The 22,430-nt window shown below is 73.2% G+C and carries 18 protein-coding genes and 1 pseudogene; all 19 read left to right on the plus strand.

What is annotated here, in order from left to right; translation table 11 throughout:
* Nucleotides 1–2: 2 nt before the first annotated feature.
* A pseudogene (locus tag AC3RKB_RS16695) lies at nucleotides 3–1,319 on the plus strand (bifunctional phosphopantothenoylcysteine decarboxylase/phosphopantothenate synthase); the annotation flags it as partial.
* Nucleotides 1,316–2,509: a methionine adenosyltransferase gene (metK, locus tag AC3RKB_RS16700; protein ID WP_491437363.1), complete on the plus strand. Its 1,194-nt coding sequence runs from the start codon at nucleotides 1,316–1,318 to the stop codon at nucleotides 2,507–2,509. The pseudogene AC3RKB_RS16695 and the gene metK, both read left to right, overlap by 4 nt.
* 16 nt (nucleotides 2,510–2,525) lie before the next feature.
* Nucleotides 2,526–4,466 carry a primosomal protein N' family DNA-binding protein gene (locus tag AC3RKB_RS16705; protein ID WP_491437364.1) on the plus strand — a complete coding sequence of 647 codons (1,941 nt, stop codon included), beginning with the start codon at nucleotides 2,526–2,528 and terminating at the stop codon, nucleotides 4,464–4,466.
* A 58-nt stretch (nucleotides 4,467–4,524) separates the two neighbouring features.
* Nucleotides 4,525–5,457, plus strand: a complete 933-nt coding sequence (fmt, locus tag AC3RKB_RS16710) for a methionyl-tRNA formyltransferase (RefSeq protein WP_491437365.1) — start codon at nucleotides 4,525–4,527, stop codon at nucleotides 5,455–5,457.
* Nucleotides 5,454–6,899 carry an RsmB/NOP family class I SAM-dependent RNA methyltransferase gene (locus AC3RKB_RS16715; protein WP_491437366.1) on the plus strand — a complete coding sequence of 482 codons (1,446 nt, stop codon included), beginning with the start codon at nucleotides 5,454–5,456 and terminating at the stop codon, nucleotides 6,897–6,899. The genes fmt and AC3RKB_RS16715 overlap by 4 nt, the downstream gene beginning before the upstream one ends.
* A gap of 40 nt (nucleotides 6,900–6,939) precedes the next feature.
* Nucleotides 6,940–7,608, plus strand: coding sequence for a ribulose-phosphate 3-epimerase (gene rpe, locus AC3RKB_RS16720; RefSeq protein WP_491437367.1), 669 nt, complete (start codon nucleotides 6,940–6,942; stop codon nucleotides 7,606–7,608).
* Nucleotides 7,609–7,617: 9 nt separating this feature from the next.
* The gene (locus AC3RKB_RS16725) at nucleotides 7,618–7,881 is read left to right on the plus strand and encodes a phosphoribosyl-ATP diphosphatase (protein WP_491437368.1); all 264 of its coding nucleotides are present in this window, start codon (nucleotides 7,618–7,620) and stop codon (nucleotides 7,879–7,881) included.
* Nucleotides 7,882–7,928: 47 nt separating this feature from the next.
* Nucleotides 7,929–8,768: an ATP phosphoribosyltransferase gene (gene hisG / locus AC3RKB_RS16730; protein WP_491437874.1), complete on the plus strand. Its 840-nt coding sequence runs from the start codon at nucleotides 7,929–7,931 to the stop codon at nucleotides 8,766–8,768.
* An 11-nt stretch (nucleotides 8,769–8,779) separates the two neighbouring features.
* Nucleotides 8,780–9,541 (plus strand): imidazole glycerol phosphate synthase subunit HisF, encoded by a 762-nt coding sequence (gene hisF / locus AC3RKB_RS16735; protein ID WP_491437369.1) that lies wholly within the window; start codon nucleotides 8,780–8,782, stop codon nucleotides 9,539–9,541.
* On the plus strand, nucleotides 9,538–9,996 hold the full coding sequence (hisI, locus tag AC3RKB_RS16740; RefSeq protein WP_491437370.1) for a phosphoribosyl-AMP cyclohydrolase: 459 nt from the start codon (nucleotides 9,538–9,540) through the stop codon (nucleotides 9,994–9,996). The genes hisF and hisI overlap by 4 nt, the downstream gene beginning before the upstream one ends.
* Complete coding sequence (locus tag AC3RKB_RS16745) at nucleotides 9,993–11,528, plus strand: anthranilate synthase component I (RefSeq protein ID WP_491437371.1); 1,536 nt, start codon at nucleotides 9,993–9,995, stop codon at nucleotides 11,526–11,528. Before hisI ends, AC3RKB_RS16745 begins: the two co-directional genes overlap by 4 nt.
* A gap of 23 nt (nucleotides 11,529–11,551) precedes the next feature.
* Nucleotides 11,552–12,175, plus strand: coding sequence for a Trp biosynthesis-associated membrane protein (locus AC3RKB_RS16750; protein WP_491437372.1), 624 nt, complete (start codon nucleotides 11,552–11,554; stop codon nucleotides 12,173–12,175).
* 32 nt (nucleotides 12,176–12,207) lie between these two features.
* Nucleotides 12,208–12,438: a DUF6704 family protein gene (locus AC3RKB_RS16755; RefSeq protein WP_491437373.1), complete on the plus strand. Its 231-nt coding sequence runs from the start codon at nucleotides 12,208–12,210 to the stop codon at nucleotides 12,436–12,438.
* 3 nt (nucleotides 12,439–12,441) lie between these two features.
* Nucleotides 12,442–13,212, plus strand: coding sequence for an indole-3-glycerol phosphate synthase TrpC (gene trpC, locus AC3RKB_RS16760; protein WP_491437374.1), 771 nt, complete (start codon nucleotides 12,442–12,444; stop codon nucleotides 13,210–13,212).
* Between the two features lies 1 nt (nucleotide 13,213).
* A complete protein-coding gene (gene trpB / locus AC3RKB_RS16765) occupies nucleotides 13,214–14,419 on the plus strand; it encodes a tryptophan synthase subunit beta (RefSeq protein ID WP_491437375.1) in 1,206 nt (401 codons plus the stop codon).
* On the plus strand, nucleotides 14,416–15,201 hold the full coding sequence (gene trpA, locus AC3RKB_RS16770) for a tryptophan synthase subunit alpha (RefSeq protein WP_491437376.1): 786 nt from the start codon (nucleotides 14,416–14,418) through the stop codon (nucleotides 15,199–15,201). The genes trpB and trpA overlap by 4 nt, the downstream gene beginning before the upstream one ends.
* A gap of 65 nt (nucleotides 15,202–15,266) precedes the next feature.
* Entirely contained in the window at nucleotides 15,267–16,259 is a 993-nt protein-coding gene (gene lgt, locus AC3RKB_RS16775; RefSeq protein ID WP_491437377.1) for a prolipoprotein diacylglyceryl transferase, read from the plus strand.
* Between the two features lie 167 nt (nucleotides 16,260–16,426).
* Complete coding sequence (gene gltB, locus AC3RKB_RS16780) at nucleotides 16,427–20,950, plus strand: glutamate synthase large subunit (RefSeq protein ID WP_491437876.1); 4,524 nt, start codon at nucleotides 16,427–16,429, stop codon at nucleotides 20,948–20,950.
* Complete coding sequence (locus AC3RKB_RS16785) at nucleotides 20,943–22,400, plus strand: glutamate synthase subunit beta (RefSeq protein WP_491437378.1); 1,458 nt, start codon at nucleotides 20,943–20,945, stop codon at nucleotides 22,398–22,400. The genes gltB and AC3RKB_RS16785 overlap by 8 nt, the downstream gene beginning before the upstream one ends.
* Nucleotides 22,401–22,430: the final 30 nt, after the last annotated feature.

Below are 22,430 nucleotides of genomic sequence, written 5' to 3' on the forward strand. Positions count from 1 at the left end.
AGGCGCGCATGGCGCTGAACATCGTCGTCGGCATCACCGGCGGCATCGCGGCGTACAAGGCCGTGTCGGTGGTGCGCTCGCTCGTGCTCGCGGGGCACGACGTCCACGTCGTGCCCACCGAGTCGGCGCTGCGATTCGTCGGTCGCCCGACGCTCGAGGCGATCTCGCGCAACCCGGTGCACACCGACCTCTTCGAGGGCGTCGCCGAGGTGCGCCACGTGGCCATCGGCCAGGCGGCCGACCTCATCGTCATCGCCCCCGCGACCGCGAACAGCATCGCCAAGCTCGCCACGGGACTCGCCGACGACCTGCTCGGCAACACCGTGCTCGCGAGCGAGGCGCCCCTGGTCATCGCGCCGGCCATGCACACCGAGATGTGGAACCATCCGGCCACGCAGGCCAACATCGCGACGCTGCGCGAGCGCGGCGTGACGATCGTCGGCCCGGCCGTCGGGCAGCTCACGGGCACCGACATCGGACCGGGGCGACTCGAGGAGCCCGACGTGATCGTCGCGGCGGCCCTCGAGGTCGCCGAGCGGCACGGTCTGCCGGCCGGCGCGCCCGGTGCGGCGCCGTCCGCCGCGTCGTCCGGCGCCATCCCGGCGGACCTCGCCGGGCGCCGCGTCGTCGTGTCCGCCGGCGGCACGCGCGAGCCGCTCGATCCCGTGCGCTTCCTCGGCAACCGCTCGAGCGGCAAGCAGGGCGTCGCGATCGCCGAGGCCGCCGCCGCGCGCGGCGCCGAGGTCACGCTCGTCGCGGCCAACCTCGAGGTCGCCGATCCGGGCGGATGCCACATCCGCGCCGTGTCGACGGCGCTCGAGCTGCGCGACGCGATGGTCGAGGCCCTCGCCGGCGCCGACGTCGTCGTGATGGCCGCGGCGGTCGCCGACTACCGCCCCGCGACGGTGAGCGAGTCGAAGATCAAGAAGGTCGACGGACGCGACCACATGACGTTGGAGCTCGTCCGCAACCCCGACATCCTCGCCGGTCTCGGCGAGATGCCGCACGACGGCACGCTCCTCGTCGGCTTCGCCGCCGAAACCGAGGCCGACCCCGCGCGGCTGCTCGAGCTCGGCCGCGCCAAGCGCCGGGCGAAGGGCGCCGACCTGCTCGTGGTCAACCGCGTCGGCTGGACGCAGGGCTTCGCCGCCGACGAGAACGCCGTGGCGATCATCGACGCCACCGACGAGGTCGTCGCCGAGGCATCCGGAACCAAGATGTCGGTGGCGCACGGCATCCTCGACGTCGTCGCCGCGCGCCTCCCGGCCGCCGGCGACGCCCGCGCCGCATCCACGACGAAGGACACCCACCCCGCATGAGCGCACTGCGCCAGTTCACCTCCGAGTCCGTCACCGAGGGGCACCCCGACAAGATCTGCGACCAGGTCTCCGACGCGATCCTCGACGCGCTCCTCGCCGTCGACCCGCATGCACGCGTGGCCGTCGAGACGCTGGTGACCACGGGGCTCGTGCACGTCGCGGGCGAGGTCTCCACCTCCGGCTACGTCGAGATCCCCGCGATCGTGCGCGACCGCATCACCTCGATCGGCTACGACTCCTCCGACGTGTGGTTCGACGGCCGCTCGTGCGGCGTCTCCGTGTCGATCGGCGGCCAGTCGCCCGACATCGCGCAGGGCGTCGACCACGCGTACGAGTCGCGCGAGGGCGCGAGCATCGACGAGCTCGACCGGCAGGGCGCGGGCGACCAGGGCATCATGTTCGGCTACGCCGTGCGCGAGACGCCCGAGCTCATGCCAGTGCCGATCTGGCTGGCGCACCGACTCGCCGAGCGCCTCGCCCGCGTGCGAAAGGACGGTGAGCTCGACTACCTCCGTCCCGACGGCAAGACGCAGGTCACGGTCGGGTACGAGGGGCAGACCGCGCGCACGATCGAGACCGTGGTGCTCTCGACGCAGCACGCGACGAGCGTGTCGACCGAGCAGCTGCGCGCCGAGGTCGAAGAGCTGGTGATCCGGCCCGTGCTCGACACCGTCGAGCTGTCGCGCCCCGACCTGAAGGTGCTGATCAACCCGACCGGCCGGTTCGAGATCGGCGGTCCGCAGGGCGACGCCGGCCTGACCGGCCGCAAGATCATCATCGACACCTACGGCGGCGCGAGCCGGCACGGCGGCGGCGCGTTCAGCGGCAAGGACCCGTCGAAGGTCGACCGCTCGGCCGCGTACGCGATGCGCTGGGTGGCGAAGAACGCGGTCGCCGCGGGCCTGGCCGACCGGCTCGAGCTGCAGGTCGCGTACGCGATCGGCGCCGCTGCGCCCGTGGGCCTCTACGTCGAGACGTTCGGCACCGGGCACCTGCCCGAGGAGCGCATCATCGGTGCCATCCGCGAGGTGTTCGACCTGCGCCCGGCCGCGATCATCCGCGACCTCGACCTGCTGCGGCCGATCTACGTCGACACGGCCACCTACGGCCACTTCGGCCGCGAGCTGCCCGCCTTCACGTGGGAGCGGCTCGACCGCGTCGACGACCTCCGCGCCGCCGCCGGGCTCTGAGGTGGCCGGCGGCTCGGTGGCGAGGGTCCTCGTCGACTCGCCGCTGCCGCAGCTCGACCAGTTGCTCGACTACCGCGTGCCCGACCGGCTGGCCGGTGCGGTCTCTTCGGGCGTGCGCGTCCGCGTGCCGCTGCGCTCCGGCGGGCGCATCGCCCAGGCGTGGGTCGTCGAGCTCACCGACCGGTCGGAGTACCGCGGCGAGCTGAGCGAGGTCGACGACGTCGTCACCGACGTGCCGCTGCTCGTGCCCGACGTGTGGCGCCTCGCGCGCGCCGCCGCCGACCGTGCGGCGGGCAACGCGAGCGACATCCTGCGCCTCGCGATCCCGGGCCGGTACGTCCGCGCCGAGAAGTCATGGCGGAACGATCCGGGCGAGCCCGGGCGACTGCCCGAGCCGGCACCGGCGATCGACGGCTACGAGCCGGGTCGCGTCGAGCGCGGGCTCGCGGCGGGCGAGCGGATGGCGCTGGCCGCCGACGCACGCCCGGTGCGGCTGCCCTCGGGCGCGTGGGTGGGCGCGTGGGCCGTGACCCTCGCCGAGGCCGCGGCGCACGCGCTCGCGCACGACCGCTCGTCGGTGATCGCGGTGCCCGACTACCGCGACCAGGAGCAACTCGAGGCGGCGCTCGCCGCGCTCGTCGACCCGCGCCGCGTGCTCCGCACCGACGCGCGCCAGTCCGGGCCGGAACGGTACCGCGCCTTCCTCGACGCGACGGGCGACGCGGCCCGCATCGTGATCGGCAGCCGATCGACCGTCTACGCGCCGGCGAGCCGCCTGGGGCTGATCGCCGTGTTCGACGACGGCGACCCGCTGCAGGCCGAGCCGCTCGCGCCGGGCGTGCACGTGCGCGATGCCGCGCTGATCCGGCAGGAGCAGAGCGGCGCCGCGCTGGTGTTCCTCGCGCACACGCGCAGCGTCGAGGTGCAGCGGCTCGTCGGGCTCGGCTGGGTCCACGACGTGCCGCTGCGTCGCGGCGCGCGACCCCGGGTGGTGCTCACCGAGCAGCAGGCCGCGCCAGAGAGCGGCGGTGCGCGCATCCCGTCCGCCGCGTGGCGCGAGGCGCAGGAGGCGATCGCGCACGGCCCCGTGCTCGTGCAGGTCGCGCGCCCCGGCCACGCGCCCATGCTCGTGTGCGACCGCTGTCGCGAGCCGGCGCGCTGCACGGCGTGCGGCGGCGCGCTCGCGATCCCGCGATCGGGCGGGCCCGCCGCGTGCGTGCTGTGCGGCACGACGGCGAACGGATGGCGCTGCCGCGTGTGCGAGGGCACGAAGCTGCGCGCCGCGGTGGTGGGCGCGAGCCGCACGGCCGAGGAGCTCGGCCGTGCCTTCCCCCGATCGCGCGTCGTCGTCTCCGACGGGGAGCGGCCTCTGCTCCGTGTCGGTTCGGAGCCGCAGCTCGTCGTCGCGACGCGCGGCGCCGAGCCGATCGCCGACGGCGGCTATCGTGCGGTGCTGCTGCTCGACGGCGAGCGGATGCTGCTGCGCGAGTCGCTGCGCGTGGCTGAGGACTGCCTGCGCTGGTGGTCGAACGCGGCGGCATTGGCGGCACCGGGGGCACCCGTGTTCCTCGTCGGCGTCGGCGGCGCCCTCGGCACGGCGCTCGCGACATGGACGCAGTCCGCGTGGGCGGCCGAGGAGTTCGAGACCCGGCGGGCGTTGCGATTCCCGCCCGCCGTGCGGATGGCCTCGGTCGTCTCGAGCCGCGAGCGCCTCGCCGACGGGCTCGAACGCCTCAGCGGCCTCGAGGGCGTCGACGTGCTCGGGCCGACCGAGGCCGGCGACGGGCTCGAACGGGCGATCGTGCGGTTCGGGTACGCCCAGGGCGCCGAGGTCGCTGCACGCCTGAAGGCCGAGGCGATCCGCGCCGCCACCGAGCGCCGGCGACCTGTGGCGGGCCGCCGGCCCGGGCGACCGCCCACGCTGCGCGTGCGGATGGACGATCCCGACCTGCCGTGATCGCCGATCGTCGTGAGCACCGGCCCGGCCCGCCGTGATCGGCTGGGATGATGGGGTGGTGCCCCAGCTCCGGATCGTGTTCGCGGGAACGCCCGCCGCCGCCGTGCCCACCCTCGACCGGCTCGCCGACTCGCCGCACGAGGTCGTCGGCGTCGTGACCCGCCCGCCCGCGCCGCTCGGGCGCAAGCGGGTGCTCACGCCGTCGCCGGTGGCGCAGGCCGCCGAGCGCCTCGGCATCCCCGTGATCGACGCACGCCAGCTCGACGACGAGGCGACCGAGCGGATCGCGGCGCTCCGCCCCGACCTCGGCGTGATCGTCGCCTACGGGGGACTCGTCCGCGAGCCGCTGCTCTCGACGCCCGCGCACGGCTGGATCAACCTGCACTTCTCGGCGCTGCCCGCGTGGCGCGGTGCCGCGCCCGTGCAGCACGCGCTCATCGCAGGCGACGCCGAGCTCGGCGCGAGCGTGTTCCGGCTCGTGCCCGAGCTCGACGCCGGCGACGTGTACGCGACGCGCACCCGACCCGTCGCGCCGGGCGAGACGGCGGGCCTCGCGCTCGAGTCGCTCGCGGCATCCGGCGCCGACCTCGTCGCCGAGGTGGTCGACGCGATCGCCGGGCGCACCGCGCTCGCCGTGCCGCAGTCCGGCGAGCCGACCTTCGCCCCCAAGCTCACGATCGACGACGCTCGCCTCGACTGGACCCGGCCGACGGCCGAGGTCGACGCGCGCTACCGCGGCGTGACGCCCGAACCGGGCGCGCACACCGAGGTCGGCGGCGTCCGCCTGAAGGTGCTCGACGCCGGCGTCGGCGTCCCCGGCGGCGCGCCGGCGCTCGCACCGGGGGAGCTGCGGCTGGTCGGTCGCCGCGTGCTCGCCGGCACCGGCGACGGCGCGCTCGAGCTGCGTCGCGTGCAGCCGGCCGGGCGCACGGCCATGGCCGCCGCCGACTGGTGGCGCGGGCTCGGCGTCGAGCGGGCGGAGGCGCGATGAGCGACGATCGCGGTCGCGACCCGGGGCGGTCGAGGCCCACCGCTCGCGGAGGCCGGCGACCCGCGACGCCGGGGCGGGGCGACGCCGTCTCGCCGGCGCGGCTGGTCGCCTATGAGGTCCTCGCGGCGGTCCGCGACTCTGACGCCTACGCGAACCTGCTGCTGCCCGCCCGCATCACGCGCGCGCGCCTCTCCGAGGCCGACGCCGGGCTCGCGACCGAGCTGACGTACGGCACGCTGCGGCGGCAGGGCTACTACGACGCCGTGATCGCGCTCGCGGCGGGGCGCCCGGTCGACGCGATCGACCCGCCGGCGCTCGACGTGCTGCGCCTCGGCGCCCATCAGCTGCTCTCGACGCGCGTGGCCACGCACGCCGCGGTCAACGAGTCGGTGGCGCTCGCGCGCCGCGTCGCCCCGAAGGCCGCCGGGTTCGTCAACGCCGTGCTCCGCACCATCTCGCGCCGGGAGGCCGACGGATGGCGCGAGCTCGTCGCCGACGAGGCGGGCTCGCCCGACCAGGCCCTCGCCGCGGTGCACTCGCACCCGGTGTGGGTCGTGCGGGCGCTGCGCGCCGCCCTCGAGCGCGAGGGCCGCGGCGATGAGCTCGTCGCCCTGCTCGAGGCCGACAACGCCTCGCCGCGCGTGAACCTCGCGGCGCTGCCCGGACTCGTCGCCGACGCCGACACGCTCGGCGAACCCGACTGGTACTCGCCGGTCGGCCTGACCGCCGCCGCGCCCCTGCGCGTCGTCGAGGAGCGCGCCGGCCGGGTGCGCGTGCAGGACGAGGGCTCGCAGCTCGCGGCGCTCGCGCTCAGCCGGGTCGCTCCCGTGCGCGAGGGCGAACGATGGCTCGACGTCTGCGCCGGGCCCGGCGGCAAGACCGCACTGCTGGCCGCCGAGGCGCGCGCCGGCGGCGCCGCGCTCGTCGCGAACGAGGTCGTCCCTGCTCGCGCCGAGCTGGTGCGCCGCGCGATCGCGCCGGTGCCGCTCGACGTGCCCGTCCGCGAGGGTGACGGCCGCGAGCTCGACCCGGCCGAGCTCGGTGCGCCCGGCGGGTTCGACCGGATCCTGCTCGACGCGCCGTGCACCGGGCTGGGCGCACTCCGGCGCCGCCCGGAGGCCCGCTGGCGCAAGGCACCGGCCGACGTCGCCGAGCTCACGGCGCTGCAGGGCGAGTTGGCGGATGCCGCGTTCCGCGCGCTCGCCCCCGGTGGCGTGCTCGCCTACGTCACGTGCTCGCCGCACACCGCAGAGACGCACGGCACGCTCGGCCGGGCACTCGAGCGGTGGGGAGCCCAGGCCGAGCAGCTCGACACGGCCGCGGTCGTGCAGGGGCTGTCGCGCCATCCGCTCGACCTCGCCGGCGACGGACGCACGGTGCAGCTGTGGCCGCATCGGCACGGCACCGACGCGATGTTCATCGCGCTCGTGCGCAAGCGCTGAGCGCGTCATCGGCCAGCGGGGCGCCGGTAGGCTCGGGAGCATGCCCACGCGCATCAACCCGAGCATCCTCGCCGCCGATTTCGCGAACCTCGAGCGCGAGCTCGGCCGCATCGCCAGCGCCGACCTCGTGCACGTCGACATCATGGACAACCACTTCGTGCCGAACCTCACGTTCGGCCTGCCGATGGTCGAGCGACTCGTCGAGGTCACGCCGATCCCGCTCGACGTGCACCTCATGATCGAGGACCCCGACCGCTGGGCGCCCGGGTACGCCGAAGTCGGCGCGGCGTCGGTCACCTTCCACGCCGAGGCCACGCGCGATCCCATCGCGCTCGCGCGTCGCCTGCGCGACATCGGCGCGCGCGCGGGCATCGCGCTGAAGCCCGGCACGCCCGTCGACCCGTTCCTCGAGCTGCTGCACGAGTTCGACCAGGTGCTCGTCATGACCGTCGAGCCCGGCTTCGGCGGCCAGTCGTTCATGCCCGAGACCATGCCGAAGCTCGCGCGCGTCGCCGACGCGGTCGCCGATCGGGGCCTCGACGTCTGGCTGCAGGTCGACGGCGGCATCTCCGCCGACACGATCGGCGTCGCTGCCGCGGCCGGCGCGAACACGTTCGTCGCGGGCTCCGCCGTGTTCCGCGGCGTGCCAGAGGATCAGATCGCGCTCCTGCGCGACGCCGTGGCGTCGCACCCGCACGCGCATCGGTAGGCTGGACGGGTGAAATCCTTCGACGACCTCTTCGTCGAGCTCGAGGACAAAGCCCGCACCCGCCCCGAGGGCAGCGGCACCGTCCGTCAGCTCGACGCCGGCGTGCACGCCATCGGCAAGAAGATCGTCGAGGAGGCGGCCGAGGTCTGGATGGCCGCCGAGTACCAGACCGACGCCGAGACGGCGGAGGAGATCTCGCAGCTCCTCTACCACCTCCAGGTGCTCATGCTCGCGAAGGGGCTCACCCCGGCCGACGTGTACCGACATCTGTGATCACGCACATGACCGCAGAACAGTTCCGTCGACACGAAAGCCAGGGAATGCTCCGAATCGCCGTGCCCAACAAGGGCTCGCTCTCCGAGACCGCCGCGCAGATGCTCTACGAGGCCGGGTACACCGGTCGTCGCGACCCCAAGGAGCTCATCGTCGCCGACCCCCGCAACGGGGTCGAGTTCTTCTACCTCCGGCCGCGCGACATCGCGACGTACGTCGGCTCGGGCGCGCTCGACGTCGGCATCACCGGCCGCGACCTGCTGCTCGACTCGGGCTCCGAGGCGACCGAGATCGCGCCGCTCGGCTTCGGCGACTCGACGTTCCGGTTCGCGGGCGCGCCAGGTGCGTTCACCGAGCTCGCCGATCTCGACGGCGTGCGCGTGGCCACGAGCTACCCGGGCCTCGTCGGCAACTTCCTCGCGCGGCACGGCGTGACCGCCAAGCTCGTCAAGCTCGACGGCGCGGTCGAGTCCGCGGTGCGGCTCGGCGTGGCCGATGCGGTGGCCGACGTCGTCTCGACCGGCTCGACGCTGCGCAAGGCGGGCCTCGACATCTTCGGGCCCGTGATCCTCGAGTCCGAGGCCGTGCTGATCGGCTCCGGCGTCGAGCGGCCCGGCACGCAGACCCTCGTGCGGCGCCTGCAGGGCGTGCTCGTGGCGCGCCAGTACGTGCTGCTCGACTACGACGTGCCGGTCGCGCAGCTCGAGGCGGCCACCGAGGTCGCACCCGGCTTCGAGTCGCCCACGGTGTCGCCGCTGCACGACCCCGAGTGGGTCGCGGTCCGCGTGATGATCCCGCGCACCGAGATGAACCACGTCATGGACGAGCTCTACGCGCTCGGCGCGCGCGCCATCCTGGTCAGCGCGATCCACGCGGCGCGGCTGTAGGGGAGCGCCGCATGAGCCTCGCCGTCCGTGTCATCCCGTGCCTCGACGTCGCCGGCGGCCGCGTCGTGAAGGGCATCAACTTCCTGAACCTGCGCGATGCGGGCGACCCCGTCGAGTTCGCCGCCCGCTACGCCGAGCAGGGCGCCGACGAGCTCACCTTCCTCGACGTCACCGCGACCGTCGACGACCGCTCGACAACCTACGACATGGTGCAGCAGGTCGCCGAGCAGGTCTTCATCCCGCTGACCGTCGGCGGCGGCGTCCGCTCGAACGACGACGTGGCGCGCCTGCTCGGCCACGGCGCCGACAAGATCGGCGTGAACAGCGCGGCCATCGCGCGCCCCGGGCTGATCGCCGAGATCGCCGACCGGTTCGGCGCCCAGGTGTGCGTCCTCTCGCTCGACGTCAAGCGCTCCGACCGCACCGAATCGGGCTTCGTCGTGACGACGCACGGCGGCCGCACCGAGACCGACCTCGACGCGCTGGAGTGGGCGCGGCAGGCCATCGAACTCGGCGCGGGCGAGCTGCTCGTCAACTCGATCGACGCCGACGGCACGAAGGCCGGCTTCGACCTCGAGCTGGTCGGCCTGATGCACGAGCTCTCGAGCGTACCCGTGATCGCCTCGGGCGGTGCCGGCGCCGTCGAGCACTTCGCGCCGGCGATCGCGGCGGGCGCCGACGCCGTGCTCGCGGCGTCCGTGTTCCACAACGGCGAGCTCACGATCGGCGACGTCAAGCGGGCGCTCGCGGCCGACGGAAGGACCGTGCGATGACCGAGACCGGCGACGAGGAGCTCGAGTTCGACTCCGAGGCCTGGGCACCGAATGCCACCGCGGTCGACCGCGCCGCGTTCAACGCCGACGGCCTGCTGCCCGCGATCATCCAGCAGTGGGACACCGGCGAGGTGCTCATGCTCGGCTGGATGGACCGCGAGGCCATGCGACGCACCCTGACCGAGGGTCGCGTCACCTTCTGGTCGCGGTCGCGCCAGGAGTACTGGCGCAAGGGCGACACCTCCGGCCACGCCCAGTACGTGAAGGCCGCCGCGCTCGACTGCGACGCCGACGCACTGCTCGTGCGGGTCGAGCAGGTCGGCGTCGCCTGCCACACCGGCACCCGCACCTGCTTCGACGGCGACCCGCTCGCCGTCGTGACGGGCGATCCCGGCTCCCGGGCCGAGGCCGCCGGCGACCCCGACGACCCCGCCCCGCACGGAGGAGCACGATGACGGACTCGCGCACCGCCACCACCCGTTTCGACGACTTCGTCGCGCTGCTGCCGGGCCGCCGTGTCGTGCCGGTCGTCCGCGAGCTCTTCGCCGACGGCGAGACGCCCGTCGGCATCTACCGCAAGCTCGCCGGCGACCGCCCGGGCACGTTCCTGCTCGAGTCCGCCGAGCAGGGCGGCATCTGGTCGCGCTACTCGTTCGTCGGCGCCGCGTCCTATGGCGTGCTCACCGACCGCGACGGCACGGTGGAATGGATCGACACGGGCCTCTCGCGCGAGCGCGCCCTCGGCGAGGGGTCGGGGTCGCTCGCACCGCTTGCGGCGCTCGAGGCGCTCTACGCGCGCTGGGCGACCGAAGACGTGCCGGGCGCGCCGCCGCTCACGGGCGGCCTCGTCGGCTTCATCGGCTGGGAGGCGATCCGCCAGATCGAGCACCTGCCGAACCGGCCCCCGGCCGACTTCTCCGTGCCGGGCCAGGCGTTCGCCTTCGTCTCCGAGCTCGTCGTGATCGACCACCGCACGGGCACCGTCCAGCTCGTGGCATCCGTGCTCAACGACCTCGGCGACGCGCCCGAGGCGCTCTGGGCCGACGCGCAGGCCCGGCTCGACCGCCTGCAGGCGGCGCTCGCCGAGCCGGCCGAGGCCCACCTCGCCGAGATCGACCTCACGCGCGAGCCCGAACCCCGGCACCGCACCGTGAAGGCCGACTTCCTCGCCGCGGTCGAGCGCTCGAAGCACTACATCCACGAGGGCGACATCTTCCAGGTCGTCATCTCGCAGCGCTTCGAGCAGCAGGCCACGGCGCACCCGATCGACGTGTACCGGGTCCTGCGCAGCCTCAACCCGAGCCCGTACATGTACCTGCTGCACCTCGAGGATGTCGCGGGCGAGCCGTACTGGATCGTCGGCTCGTCGCCCGAGGCGCTGGTCAAGGTCGAGGACGGCCGCGTGTACACGCACCCCATCGCCGGCTCCAAGCCGCGCGGTGCGACCCCGGAAGACGACGCCGACCTCGAGGCTGAGCTCATCGCCGACCCCAAGGAGCAGGCCGAGCACCTCATGCTCGTCGACCTCGCCCGCAACGACCTGGCGAAGGTGTGCGACGCGGGTTCGGTCGAGGTGACCGAGTTCATGCGCGTCGAGCGGTTCAGCCACATCATGCACCTCGTCTCGTCCGTCGAGGGCGACCTGCGCGCCGACGCGAACGCGATCGACGTGTTCCGCGCGACCTTCCCGGCCGGCACCCTCTCGGGTGCGCCCAAGCCGCGTGCGCTCGAGATCATCGACGAGCTCGAGCCCGCGCAGCGCGGCGTCTACGGGGGAGTCGTGGGCTACTTCGGGTTCGGCGGCGACGCCGACCTCGCGATCGCGATCCGCACCGCGACGATCTCGGGCGGGATCGCGCGCGTGCAGGCCGGCGGCGGCCTCGTGGCCGACTCGAACCCCGAGTCCGAGTTCCAGGAGTCGGTCAACAAGGCCGCGGCGCCGCTGCGCGCCGTGGCGGTCGCCAACGCGATGCGCCCCGTACGGTAGGGCGGCGCGTGAGACCCGAACGCATGAAGCTGCCCGCGATCGTCGGCATCCTCGCCGGGTCCGGACTGGCACTGCTCGCGTGGAGCCAGACCTGGTTCGCGGTGACGCTCGTCGAGGGCGCCTCGGCCGGCGGCGCCGCGACGCTCGAGGTCGGCGGCGCGGTCGCGTCGCCGGCGATCGCCGCACTCGCACTCGCCGGACTCGCCCTGGCCGGGGCCCTCGCGATCGCCGGCCCGCTGATCCGGATCCTCCTCGGCCTGCTCGCGGCACTGCTGGGCGGATGCCTCGTGCTCGCCGCCTCGATCTCGCTCGCCGACCCCGTCGCCGCCGTGTCCGGCGCGATCGCCGAGGCCACCGGCGTCGCCGGCGCCGAGCCCACGGCCGAGCTCGCGGCGTCGGTCGTGACGAGCGTCTGGCCCGCCGTCGCCATCGCCGGTGGCGCGCTGGTCGCGCTCGCGGGGCTGCTGGTCGTCCTCACCGGGCGCGCGTGGCCCACGTCGCGCCGCTACGGCGGAGGCGTGCGGCTCGCCGCCGACGGGTCGCGACCGGCCGCGACATCCGATCGCGCCGTCGACGACTGGGACGGCCTCAGCCGGGGCGACGACCCGACGGACGACGCGCCGGAACCGCATGACGGCACCCGCTAGACTTTCACCGATCACCGCACCGAAGGAGCACCATGAGCACTGAGCACGCCGACCCCGGCCACGGACACTCGCCCGCGGCGTGGACCGCCGTGGTGATCATGCTCCTGGCCTTCGCCATCGGCACGTTCGCGTTCTTCCTCGACCTGCAGTGGCTCGTCTGGGCGTCGGCCGGCCTGCTCGTCGTCGGCGCGGTGGTGGGCTGGGCGCTCGCGCGTGCGGGGTACGGCGTCGACGGCGCGAAGATCGCGCCGAAGGCGCACTGACGCGTGCTCTCCGAGCTCACCGCGAACTCGGTCGCCGACGCCGAGGCGCGTCGTGCCGAACGGCCGCTCGCCGAGGTCCAGGCCGCGGCGTTCGCGCGCCCGCCCGCCATCGACGCCCTTGCGGCGCTCGCGCCCGGCGACCGCGTCAAGGTCATCGCCGAGATCAAGCGCTCGAGCCCGTCGCGCGGCTCGCTCGCGGCCATCGACGACCCGGCCGCGCTCGCCCGCACGTACGAGCTCGGCGGTGCGAGCGCGATCAGCGTGCTCACCGAGGGGCGCAAGTTCGGCGGCTCGCTGGCCGACCTCGAGGCGGTGCGCGCCGCCGTCTCGCTCCCCGTGCTCCGCAAGGACTTCATCGCGACGCCGTACCAGGTCTACGAGGCGCGCGCCGCGGGCGCCGACCTCGTGCTCCTCATCGTCGCCGCCCTCGACGACGACACCCTGGCCGAACTGTACGCGCTCATCACCGAGCTCGGCATGACGGCACTCGTCGAGACCCACTCCGCCGAGGAGCTCGATCGCGCCGCCCGGCTCGGCGCGCGGCTCATCGGCGTGAACGCCCGTGACCTCTCCACGTTCGAACTCGACCGCGACCTGTTCGGCCGCCTCGCCGACCGCTTCCCCGAGGGGGCGATCCGCGTGGCCGAGTCGGCCGTGCTGTCGGCGGCCGACGTCGCGCACTACCGCGCCGCGGGTGCCGACGTCGTGCTCGTGGGCGAGGCCCTCGTCACGGGCGATCCGATCGCGAACCTCTCAGCATTCCTGGCGGTGTGACATGGCCCTCCGTGCCCAGACCGGTCCGTACTTCGGCGACTTCGGCGGGCGGTTCGTGCCCGAATCCCTGGTCGCCGCGCTCGACGAGCTCTCCGAGGCCTACACCCTCGCCAAGCTCGACCCCGAGTTCCAGCGCGAGCTCGACGAGCTCGGCCGCACCTACACCGGGCGGCCCTCGATCATCACCGAGGTGCCGCGCTTCGCCGAGCACGCCGGCGGCGCGCGTGTCATCCTCAAGCGCGAAGACCTGAACCACACGGGCTCGCACAAGATCAACAACGTGCTGGGCCAGGCACTGCTCACCCAGCGCATCGGCAAGCGGCGCGTGATCGCCGAGACGGGCGCGGGCCAGCACGGCGTCGCGACCGCGACGGCCGCCGCGCTCTTCGGGCTCGACTGCACGATCTACATGGGCGAGGTCGACACCGAGCGCCAGGCGCTCAACGTCGCGCGCATGCGGCTGCTCGGCGCCGAGGTGATCGCCGTCAAGACCGGCTCGCGCACCCTCAAGGACGCGATCAACGACGCGATGCGCGACTGGGTGACCAACGTCGAGAGCACCAACTACATCTTCGGCACGGTCGCGGGCCCGCACCCGTTCCCCGAGATGGTCCGCGACTTCCAGAAGGTCATCGGCGAGGAGGCGCGGCAGCAGGTGCTCGACCTGACCGGTGCGCTCCCGACCGCCGTGGCCGCGTGCGTGGGCGGCGGCTCGAACGCGATCGGCATCTTCCACGCGTTCCTCGACGACGCCGACGTCGCGCTCTACGGCTTCGAGGCCGGCGGCGAGGGCGTCGAGACGCCCCGCCACGCCGCGACGATCTCCAAGGGCCGCCCCGGCGTGCTGCACGGCGCGCGCAGCTACCTCCTGCAGGACGAGGACGGCCAGACCATCGAGTCGCACTCGATCTCGGCCGGGCTCGACTACCCGGGCGTCGGCCCCGAGCACTCGTGGCTCGCCGCGCTCGGCCGCGCGCAGTACCGTCCGGTCACCGACGACGCCGCGATGCAGGCGCTGCGCCTGCTCACGCGCACCGAGGGCATCATCCCCGCGATCGAGTCGGCGCACGCGCTCGCGGGCGCCATCGACCTCGGCCGCGAACTCGGCCGCGACGCCACGATCCTCGTCAACCTCTCGGGGCGCGGCGACAAGGACATGGACACGGCCGCGAAGTACTTCGGGCTGTACGACGAGGGAGCACAGTGAGTCACGTCGGTCCCGTCATCCGTCGCCGCAACGAGGAGGCCGCCGGGGCCCTGATCGGGTACCTGCCCGTCGGCTTCCCGACGCTCGACGAGAGCGTCGACGCCGCCGTGGCGCTCGTCGAGAACGGCGTCGACGTGCTCGAGCTCGGCCTGCCGTACTCCGACCCGGTCATGGACGGCACGGTGATCCAGGCTGCGACGCAGCAGGCGCTCGCGAACGGGTTCCGGCTCGCGCACGGCTTCGAGGCGGTCCGCCGCATCACTGAGCGCGTCGACGCACCGGTGCTCGTCATGACCTACTGGAACCCGGTCGTGCAGTACGGCGTCGAGCGGTTCGCCGACGACCTCGCGGCCGCCGGGGGAGCGGGCCTCATCACGCCCGACCTCATCCCCGACGAGGCGGTCGACTGGATCGCCGCATCCGAGCGCACCGGCCTCGACCGCGTGTTCCTCGCCGCGCCCACCTCGTCCGACGACCGCCTCCGGCAGGCCGTCGACTCGAGCCGCGGCTTCGTCTACGCGGTCTCGACCATGGGCATCACCGGCGCTCGGACCGACGTCGACCAGGCGGCGCGAACGCTCGTCGACCGCCTGCGCGAGGCGGGCTCCGAGGCGAGCTGCGTCGGCCTCGGCATCTCGACCGCGACCCAGGTCGCCGAGGTGCTCGAGTACGCCGAGGGCGCGATCGTCGGCTCCGCGCTCGTGAAGGCGCTCGCCGACGGCGGCGTCGACGCGGCCGGCGCCCTCGCGGCCGAGCTGGCGCGCGGCACCGCCCGCAAGTGAAGTAGTCTCGACGAGGCCGCCGCGCGCGGCGGGCCCCGCACCATCGACGAAAGGCAGACGCCGGCGTGATCGCACCGATCAGCATCCCGAGCCCCGACCCGGAGTGGCGCACCCTCGAGATCCCCGTCCCGTGGGGAACGCTCAACATCCAGCTGTACGCGCTCTTCATCCTCGCCGGGATCATCATCGCGACGATCATGACCGGGCGCCGGCTCACCAAGCGCGGTGCCGAGCCCGGCATCGTGCTCGACGTCGTGCTCTGGGCCGTGCCCCTGGGCATCATCGGCGCGCGCGTCTACCACGTGCTCACCCACCCCGACGACTACTTCGCCGGCCAGGAGCTCTGGCGTGTCTTCGCCATCTGGGAGGGCGGCAACGCCATCTACGGCTCGCTGATCGGCGGCGCGGTCGGCGTGATCATCGCCTGCCGCATCACCGGCCTGCGGTTCTGGTCGTTCGCCGACGCGCTCGCCCCCGGCCTGCTGCTCGCCCAGGCGATCGGCCGCCTCGGCAACTGGTTCAACCACGAGCTGTTCGGCTGGCCGACCGACCTTCCCTGGGGCCTCGAGATCGAGTCCACCAACCCGGCATTCCCCGCCGGCCTCGAGGACGGCACCCTCTTCCACCCGACGTTCCTCTACGAGATCATCTGGAACGTCCTCGGCGTGGTCGTGCTGCTCGGACTCGAGCGGTTCTTCCGCCTTCGCTGGGGCATGATGTTCGGCGCATACCTGATCTGGTACGGCGTCGGCCGCTCGGTCTTCGAGACCATCCGCGTCGACCCGAGCGAGATGTTCCTGGGCATCCGATCGAACGTCTGGGCGTCGTTCCTCGCGATCCTCATCGGCGTCGTCATCATCCTCGTGCAGCGCCGCCGGCACCCCGGCATCGAGCCGAGCGTGTACCGGCCGGGCCGTGAATGGACGCCCGCAGATGCTGAGGTAGACTCGGACGACAACACCGAGTCCGACACTGACTCTCTCGACGATGGTGTCGAGGGTGAGAACGAACCCGGCGAACCGGCTGCCACAAGCTCGAGCCGCTCGGCCTCCGCCTAGGAGGCCCCGCCACCACCGCGTTCTCCGCCGCGGCGCCGCACCTAGCGCCGCGAATCCTCCATCGTGGGCCGACGTCGTCCCCGTTGCCACCGAGATACCGAGGACGGTCCAACGTGTCGCTTCCCCCTCCCCACTCCAGGTTCGGAACCGTGCCGCCCGCACAGGGCATGTACGACCCTGCCGCCGAGAAGGACGCCTGCGGGCTCGCCATGGTCGCGACCCTGCGCGGCACCGCCGGCCACGACATCATCACGGCCGCGCTCGACGCGCTCCGCAACCTCGAGCACCGCGGCGCGGTCGGCTCCGACGCGGGCACGGGCGACGGCGCGGGCATCATCACCCAGGTGCCCGACGCGTTCCTGCGCGAGGTCGCGGGCTTCGCACTGCCGCCGGCCGGCAGCTACGCCGTGGGCAACGCGTTCCTCCCGGTCGACCCGACCGCGCGGAGCGGCGTGAAGCAGCAGCTCCAGCGGATCGCGGCGTCCGAGGGCCTCGACGTGCTCGGATGGCGCGAGGTCCCCGTGCGTCCCGACGAGCTCGGCACGCTCGCCCGCGCCGCCATGCCGGTCGTGCAGCAGCTCTACGTGCGCAGCGCCGCGACGACGTCCGAGGGCGAGCACCTCGAGGGCCTCGCGCTCGACCGCCTCACGTTCCGGCTGCGCAAGCGGGCCGAACGCGAGCTCGAGCTGTACTTCGCGTCGCTTTCGAGCCGCACGCTCGTCTACAAGGGCATGGTCACCACGCTCCAGCTCGAGCCGTTCTACCCCGACCTCTCCGACGAGCGATTCGCCTCGAAGCTCGCGCTCGTGCACTCGCGGTACTCGACGAACACATTCCCGTCGTGGCCGCTCGCGCAGCCGTTCCGCATGATCGCCCACAACGGCGAGATCAACACCATCCAGGGCAACCGCAACTGGATGCGCGCACGCCAGTCGCAGCTCGAGGCCGAGGTCCTCGGCGACCTCGGCCCGCTCATGCCGATCGTCACCCCCGGTGCGAGCGACTCGGCCTCGTTCGACGAGGTCGTCGAGCTCCTCACCCTCGCCGGGCGCAGCCTGCCGCACGCCGTCATGATGATGGTGCCCGAGGCGTGGGAGAAGCAGACCGAGATCGACCCCGCCCGCCGCTCGTTCTACGAGTACCACTCGATGCTCATGGAGCCGTGGGATGGCCCGGCGGCGATCGTGTTCACCGACGGCACGCTCGTCGGCGCGACGCTCGACCGCAACGGCCTCCGCCCCGGCCGCTACGTCGTCACCGACGACGGCCTCGTGGTGCTCGCGAGCGAGATCGGCGTGCTCGACGTGCCGCAGCGCAAGGTCGTCCGCAAGGGCCGGCTGCAGCCGGGCCGCATGTTCCTCGTCGACACCGAGGCGGGCCGCCTCATCGAGGACGACGAGATCAAGTCCGAGCTCGCGGCATCCGCCCCGTGGGGTGACTGGCTCGACGAGAGCCGCATCCGCCTCGCCGACCTGCCCGAGCGCGAGCACATCGTGCACCCGCCGGCCTCGGTGAATCGCCGTCAGCGCACGTTCGGCTACACCGAGGAGGAGGTCAAGATCCTCCTCGCGCCGATGGCCGCCACCGGGCAGGAACCGCTCGGCGCGATGGGCTCCGACACGCCGATCGCGGTGCTCTCCGAGCGACCGCGCCTGCTCTTCGACTACTTCACGCAGCAGTTCGCGCAGGTCACCAACCCGCCGCTCGACTCCATCCGCGAGCAGGTCGTCACCTCGCTCTCGACCTCGCTCGGGCCCGAGCGCAACCTGCTGACGGCCGGCCCCGAGCATGCCCGGCAGGTCTCGCTCGACTTCCCGGTGATCGACAACGACCAGCTCGCGAAGATCGTGCACATGACGGCGCCGTCCGGCGCCCGCGCGTCGCGCACGCTGCGGGGCCTCTACCGCGTCGACGACGGGCCCGACGGCCTGCGCGCCCGGCTCGCCGAGCTCTGCCGCGAGGTCGACGAGGCGATCGACGAGGGCGCGTCGTTCATCGTCCTGAGCGACCGCGACTCCACCAAGGACCTCGCGCCGATCCCGTCGCTGCTGATGCTCTCGGCAGTGCACCACCACCTCATCCGCTCCGAGACCCGCATGAAGGTCGGCCTCGTGGTCGAGGCGGGCGACGTCCGCGAGGTGCACCACGTCGCGCTCCTCGTCGGGTTCGGCGCGTCGGCGGTCAACCCGTACCTCGCGATGGAGACCTGCGAGGACCTCGTGCGCTCGGGCGTGCTCGCGAGCGTGACACCCGAGCAGGCCGTGCGCAACGTCATCACCGCGCTCGGCAAGGGCGTGCTGAAGATCATGTCGAAGATGGGCATCTCGACCATCTCGTCGTACGCGGGCGCCCAGGCCTTCGAGGCCGTCGGGCTCGCGCAGGGCTTCATCGACGAGTTCTTCACGGGCACCACGTCGAAGCTCGGCGGCGTCGGCATCGACGTGGTCGCCTCCGAGAACCTCTCGCGCCACGCCGTCGCGTACCCGGCGGATGTCGCGGTGCGGGCGCACGAGCGCCTGCAGACCGGCGGCGAGTACCAATGGCGCCGCGACGGCTCGCCGCACCTGTTCAACCCCGAGACGGTCTTCCGCCTGCAGCACTCGACGCGGAACCGCCGGTACGACGTCTTCCGCGAGTACACCGAGCTCGTCGACTCGCAGGCCGAGCAGCTCATGACGCTCCGCGGCATGTTCGCGCTGCGCACCGGCGTCCGCGCGCCCGTGCCGATCGACGAGGTCGAGCCGGTCGAGTCGATCGTCAAGCGGTTCTCCACGGGTGCGATGAGCTACGGCTCGATCTCCAAGGAGGCGCACGAGACCCTCGCGATCGCCATGAACCGGCTCGGCGCCAAGTCGAACACCGGTGAGGGCGGCGAAGACCTCGACCGCCTGCTCGACCCCGAGCGCCGCAGCGCCATCAAGCAGGTGGCCTCCGGTCGCTTCGGCGTCACGAGCATGTACCTGACGCACGCCGACGACATCCAGATCAAGCTCGCCCAGGGCGCCAAGCCCGGCGAGGGCGGCCAGCTGCCGCCGACGAAGGTGTACCCGTGGGTCGCGCGCACGCGGCACGCGACCGCCGGCGTCGGGCTCATCTCGCCGCCGCCGCACCACGACATCTACTCGATCGAAGACCTCAAGCAGCTGATCTTCGACCTCAAGCGGGCCAACCCCGGCGCGCGCGTCCACGTCAAGCTCGTCAGCCAGTCCGGCATCGGCGCGGTCGCCGCGGGCACCGCGAAGGCGCTGGCCGACGTCATCCTGGTCTCCGGGCACGACGGCGGCACGGGTGCGAGCCCGTTGAACTCGCTCAAGCACGCGGGTACGCCGTGGGAGCTCGGCCTGGCCGAGACGCAGCAGACGCTCATGCTCAACGGCATGCGCGACCGCGTCGTGGTGCAGGTCGACGGCCAGCTCAAGACCGGCCGCGACGTCGTCATCGGCGCGCTGCTCGGCGCCGAGGAGTTCGGCTTCGCCACGGCCCCGCTCATCGTCGAGGGCTGCGTCATGATGCGCGTCTGCCACCTCGACACGTGCCCGGTCGGCGTCGCCACGCAGAACCCCGAGCTGCGCAAGCGCTTCACGGGCAAGCCCGAGTTCGTCGTGAACTTCTTCGAGTTCATCGCGCAGGAGGTGCGCGAGTACCTCGCCGAGCTCGGCTACCGCTCGATCGACGAGATCATCGGCCGCCGCGAGCTGCTCGACGTCGACCGTGCCGTCGCGCACTGGAAGGCGTCGGGCCTCGACCTCACGCCGGTGCTCGTCGGCCCCGACTTCTCGGAGTCCGACCCGCGTCGGAACAGCCGCGCGCAGGACCATGAGCTCGACGAGCACTTCGACAACGAGCTCATCCGGCGCAGCCAGCTCGTGCTCGAGCAGGGCGGCCGCATCGAGGTCTCGCTGCCGATCCGCAACACCGAACGCGCGGTCGGCACCATGCTGGGCCACGAGGTGACCGTGCGGCACGGCGCACAGGGGCTCCCGACCGGTTCGATCGACGTGACCCTGACGGGCTCCGCGGGCCAGTCGCTCGGCGCGTTCCTGCCCAGCGGCATCACGCTTCGCCTCGAGGGCGACTCGAACGACTACGTCGGCAAGGGGCTCTCGGGCGGACAGATCATCGTCCGACCGTCGCGCGAGGCCGGCTTCGTCGCCGAGCGCAACGTCATCGCGGGCAACGTGATCGGCTACGGCGCCACGCAGGGCAGCATGTTCATCCGCGGCATCGTGGGCGAGCGGTTCCTGGTGCGCAACTCCGGGGCGACCGCGGTCGTCGAGGGCGTGGGCGACCACGCGCTCGAGTACATGACCGGCGGCCTCGCGCTCATCCTCGGCGCGACGGGCCGCAACCTCGGCGCGGGCATGTCGGGCGGCACCGCCTACGTGCTCGACCTCGCCGAGCCGCGCGTGAACCGCGAGGCCCTCTCGAGCGGCGAGCTGCAGCTGCATCCGCTCGGCAGCGCCGACCATGAGATCGTGCGCGACCTGCTCGAGCAGCACCTCGAGCACACCGACTCCGCGGTCGCGGCCACCCTCCTCGCCGAGGGGGATTCCGCGTTCGACCGCTTCACCAAGGTGCTCCCGCGCGACTACGCCGCGGTGCTCCGCACCCGCCAGACCGCCGTCGACGAGGGGCTCGACCCCGACGGCGACGTGGTCTGGACTCGCATTCTGGAGGTGACGGGTGGCTGACCCGAAGGGCTTTCTGAAGGTCACCGAGCGCGAGCTGCCCAAGCGGCGCCCCGTGCCGGTGCGGATCATGGACTGGAAAGAGGTCTACGAGGCCGGCGACCCGGCGCAGGTGCGCCGCCAGGCCGGACGCTGCATGGACTGCGGCATCCCGTTCTGCCACCAGGGCTGCCCGCTCGGCAACCTGATCCCCGAGTGGAACGACCTCACCTGGCGCGGCGAGGGCCGCGCGGCGAGCGATCGCCTGCACGCGACGAACAACTTCCCCGAGTTCACGGGCCGGCTGTGCCCGGCGCCGTGCGAGTCGGCCTGCGTGCTCAGCATCAACCAGCCGGCCGTGACCATCAAGCAGGTCGAGGTCTCGATCGCCGATCAGGCGTTCGGCAACGGCTGGGTGCAGCCGCAGCCGCCGGGCCGCCTGACCGGCAAGACCGTCGCCGTCGTCGGCTCGGGTCCCGCCGGCCTCGCCGCGGCGCAGCAGCTCACGCGCGCGGGCCACACGGTCGCCGTGTACGAGCGCGACGACCGCATCGGGGGCCTGCTGCGCTACGGCATCCCCGACTTCAAGATGGAGAAGAAGGTCCTCGACGCGCGCCTGGCGCAGATGACGGCCGAGGGCACGCGCTTCCGCGCGGGCGTCGAGATCGGCGTCGATCTCTCGTGGGACGAGCTCCGCCGCCGCTACGACGCCGTAGTGGTCGCCACGGGTGCGCTCGTCCCGCGCGACCTGCCGATCCCCGGCCGCGACCTGCCGGGCGTGCACTTCGCCATGGAGTACCTGGTGCAGGCGAACCGCCGCATCGCCGGCGAGGACGTGTTCGACCAGATCACGGCCGAGGGCAAGCACGTCGTGGTCCTCGGCGGCGGCGACACCGGCGCCGACTGCATCGGCACCGCGCACCGCCAGGGCGCGCTCTCGGTCACGAACCTCGCGATCGGCAAGCAGCCGAGCCCCACGCGGCCGGCCGAGCAGCCGTGGCCGATGCACCCGACGCTGTTCGAGGTGCAGAGCGCGCACGAGGAGGGCGGCGTGCGCCAGTACCTCGCCTCGACGGTCGAGTTCCTCGCCAACGAGGCGGGGGAGGTCCGCGCCATCCGCGTCGCCGAGACCGAGTACCTCGACGGCCGCCGCGTGCCGAAGGCGGGCACCGAGCGCGAGATCCCCGCCGACCTCGTGCTGCTCGCGCTCGGCTTCACCGGTCCCGAGACGGACGCGGCGAACGACCAGCTCGGCCTGCAGGCCACCGACCGCGGCAACTTCGCCCGCGGCGCCGACTACGCGACCTCGGAGCCCGGCGTGTTCATCGCCGGCGATGCCGGTCGCGGCCAGTCCCTCATCGTGTGGGCGATCGCCGAGGGCCGTGCTGCGGCCGCGGCCGTCGACCGCTACCTTGAGGGTGAGACGCAGCTGCCGAGCCCGATCCCCGCGAACGCACGAGCCTTCGCCATCTGACCCGCGCCATCCGGCGCCCGACGAGTCCGT

This window comes from Agromyces capsici (genome assembly GCF_058349965.1).

Coding starts and splice junctions, on each gene's coding strand:
- metK (WP_491437363.1), top strand. CDS start 1,316: ATGAGCGCACTGCGCCAGTTCACCTCCGAGTCCGTCACCGAGGGGCAC.
- AC3RKB_RS16715 (WP_491437366.1), top strand. CDS start 5,454: ATGAGCGACGATCGCGGTCGCGACCCGGGGCGGTCGAGGCCCACCGCT.
- rpe (WP_491437367.1), top strand. CDS start 6,940: ATGCCCACGCGCATCAACCCGAGCATCCTCGCCGCCGATTTCGCGAAC.
- hisG (WP_491437874.1), top strand. CDS start 7,929: ATGCTCCGAATCGCCGTGCCCAACAAGGGCTCGCTCTCCGAGACCGCC.
- hisF (WP_491437369.1), top strand. CDS start 8,780: ATGAGCCTCGCCGTCCGTGTCATCCCGTGCCTCGACGTCGCCGGCGGC.
- hisI (WP_491437370.1), top strand. CDS start 9,538: ATGACCGAGACCGGCGACGAGGAGCTCGAGTTCGACTCCGAGGCCTGG.
- AC3RKB_RS16745 (WP_491437371.1), top strand. CDS start 9,993: ATGACGGACTCGCGCACCGCCACCACCCGTTTCGACGACTTCGTCGCG.
- AC3RKB_RS16750 (WP_491437372.1), top strand. CDS start 11,552: ATGAAGCTGCCCGCGATCGTCGGCATCCTCGCCGGGTCCGGACTGGCA.
- AC3RKB_RS16755 (WP_491437373.1), top strand. CDS start 12,208: ATGAGCACTGAGCACGCCGACCCCGGCCACGGACACTCGCCCGCGGCG.
- trpB (WP_491437375.1), top strand. CDS start 13,214: ATGGCCCTCCGTGCCCAGACCGGTCCGTACTTCGGCGACTTCGGCGGG.
- gltB (WP_491437876.1), top strand. CDS start 16,427: ATGTACGACCCTGCCGCCGAGAAGGACGCCTGCGGGCTCGCCATGGTC.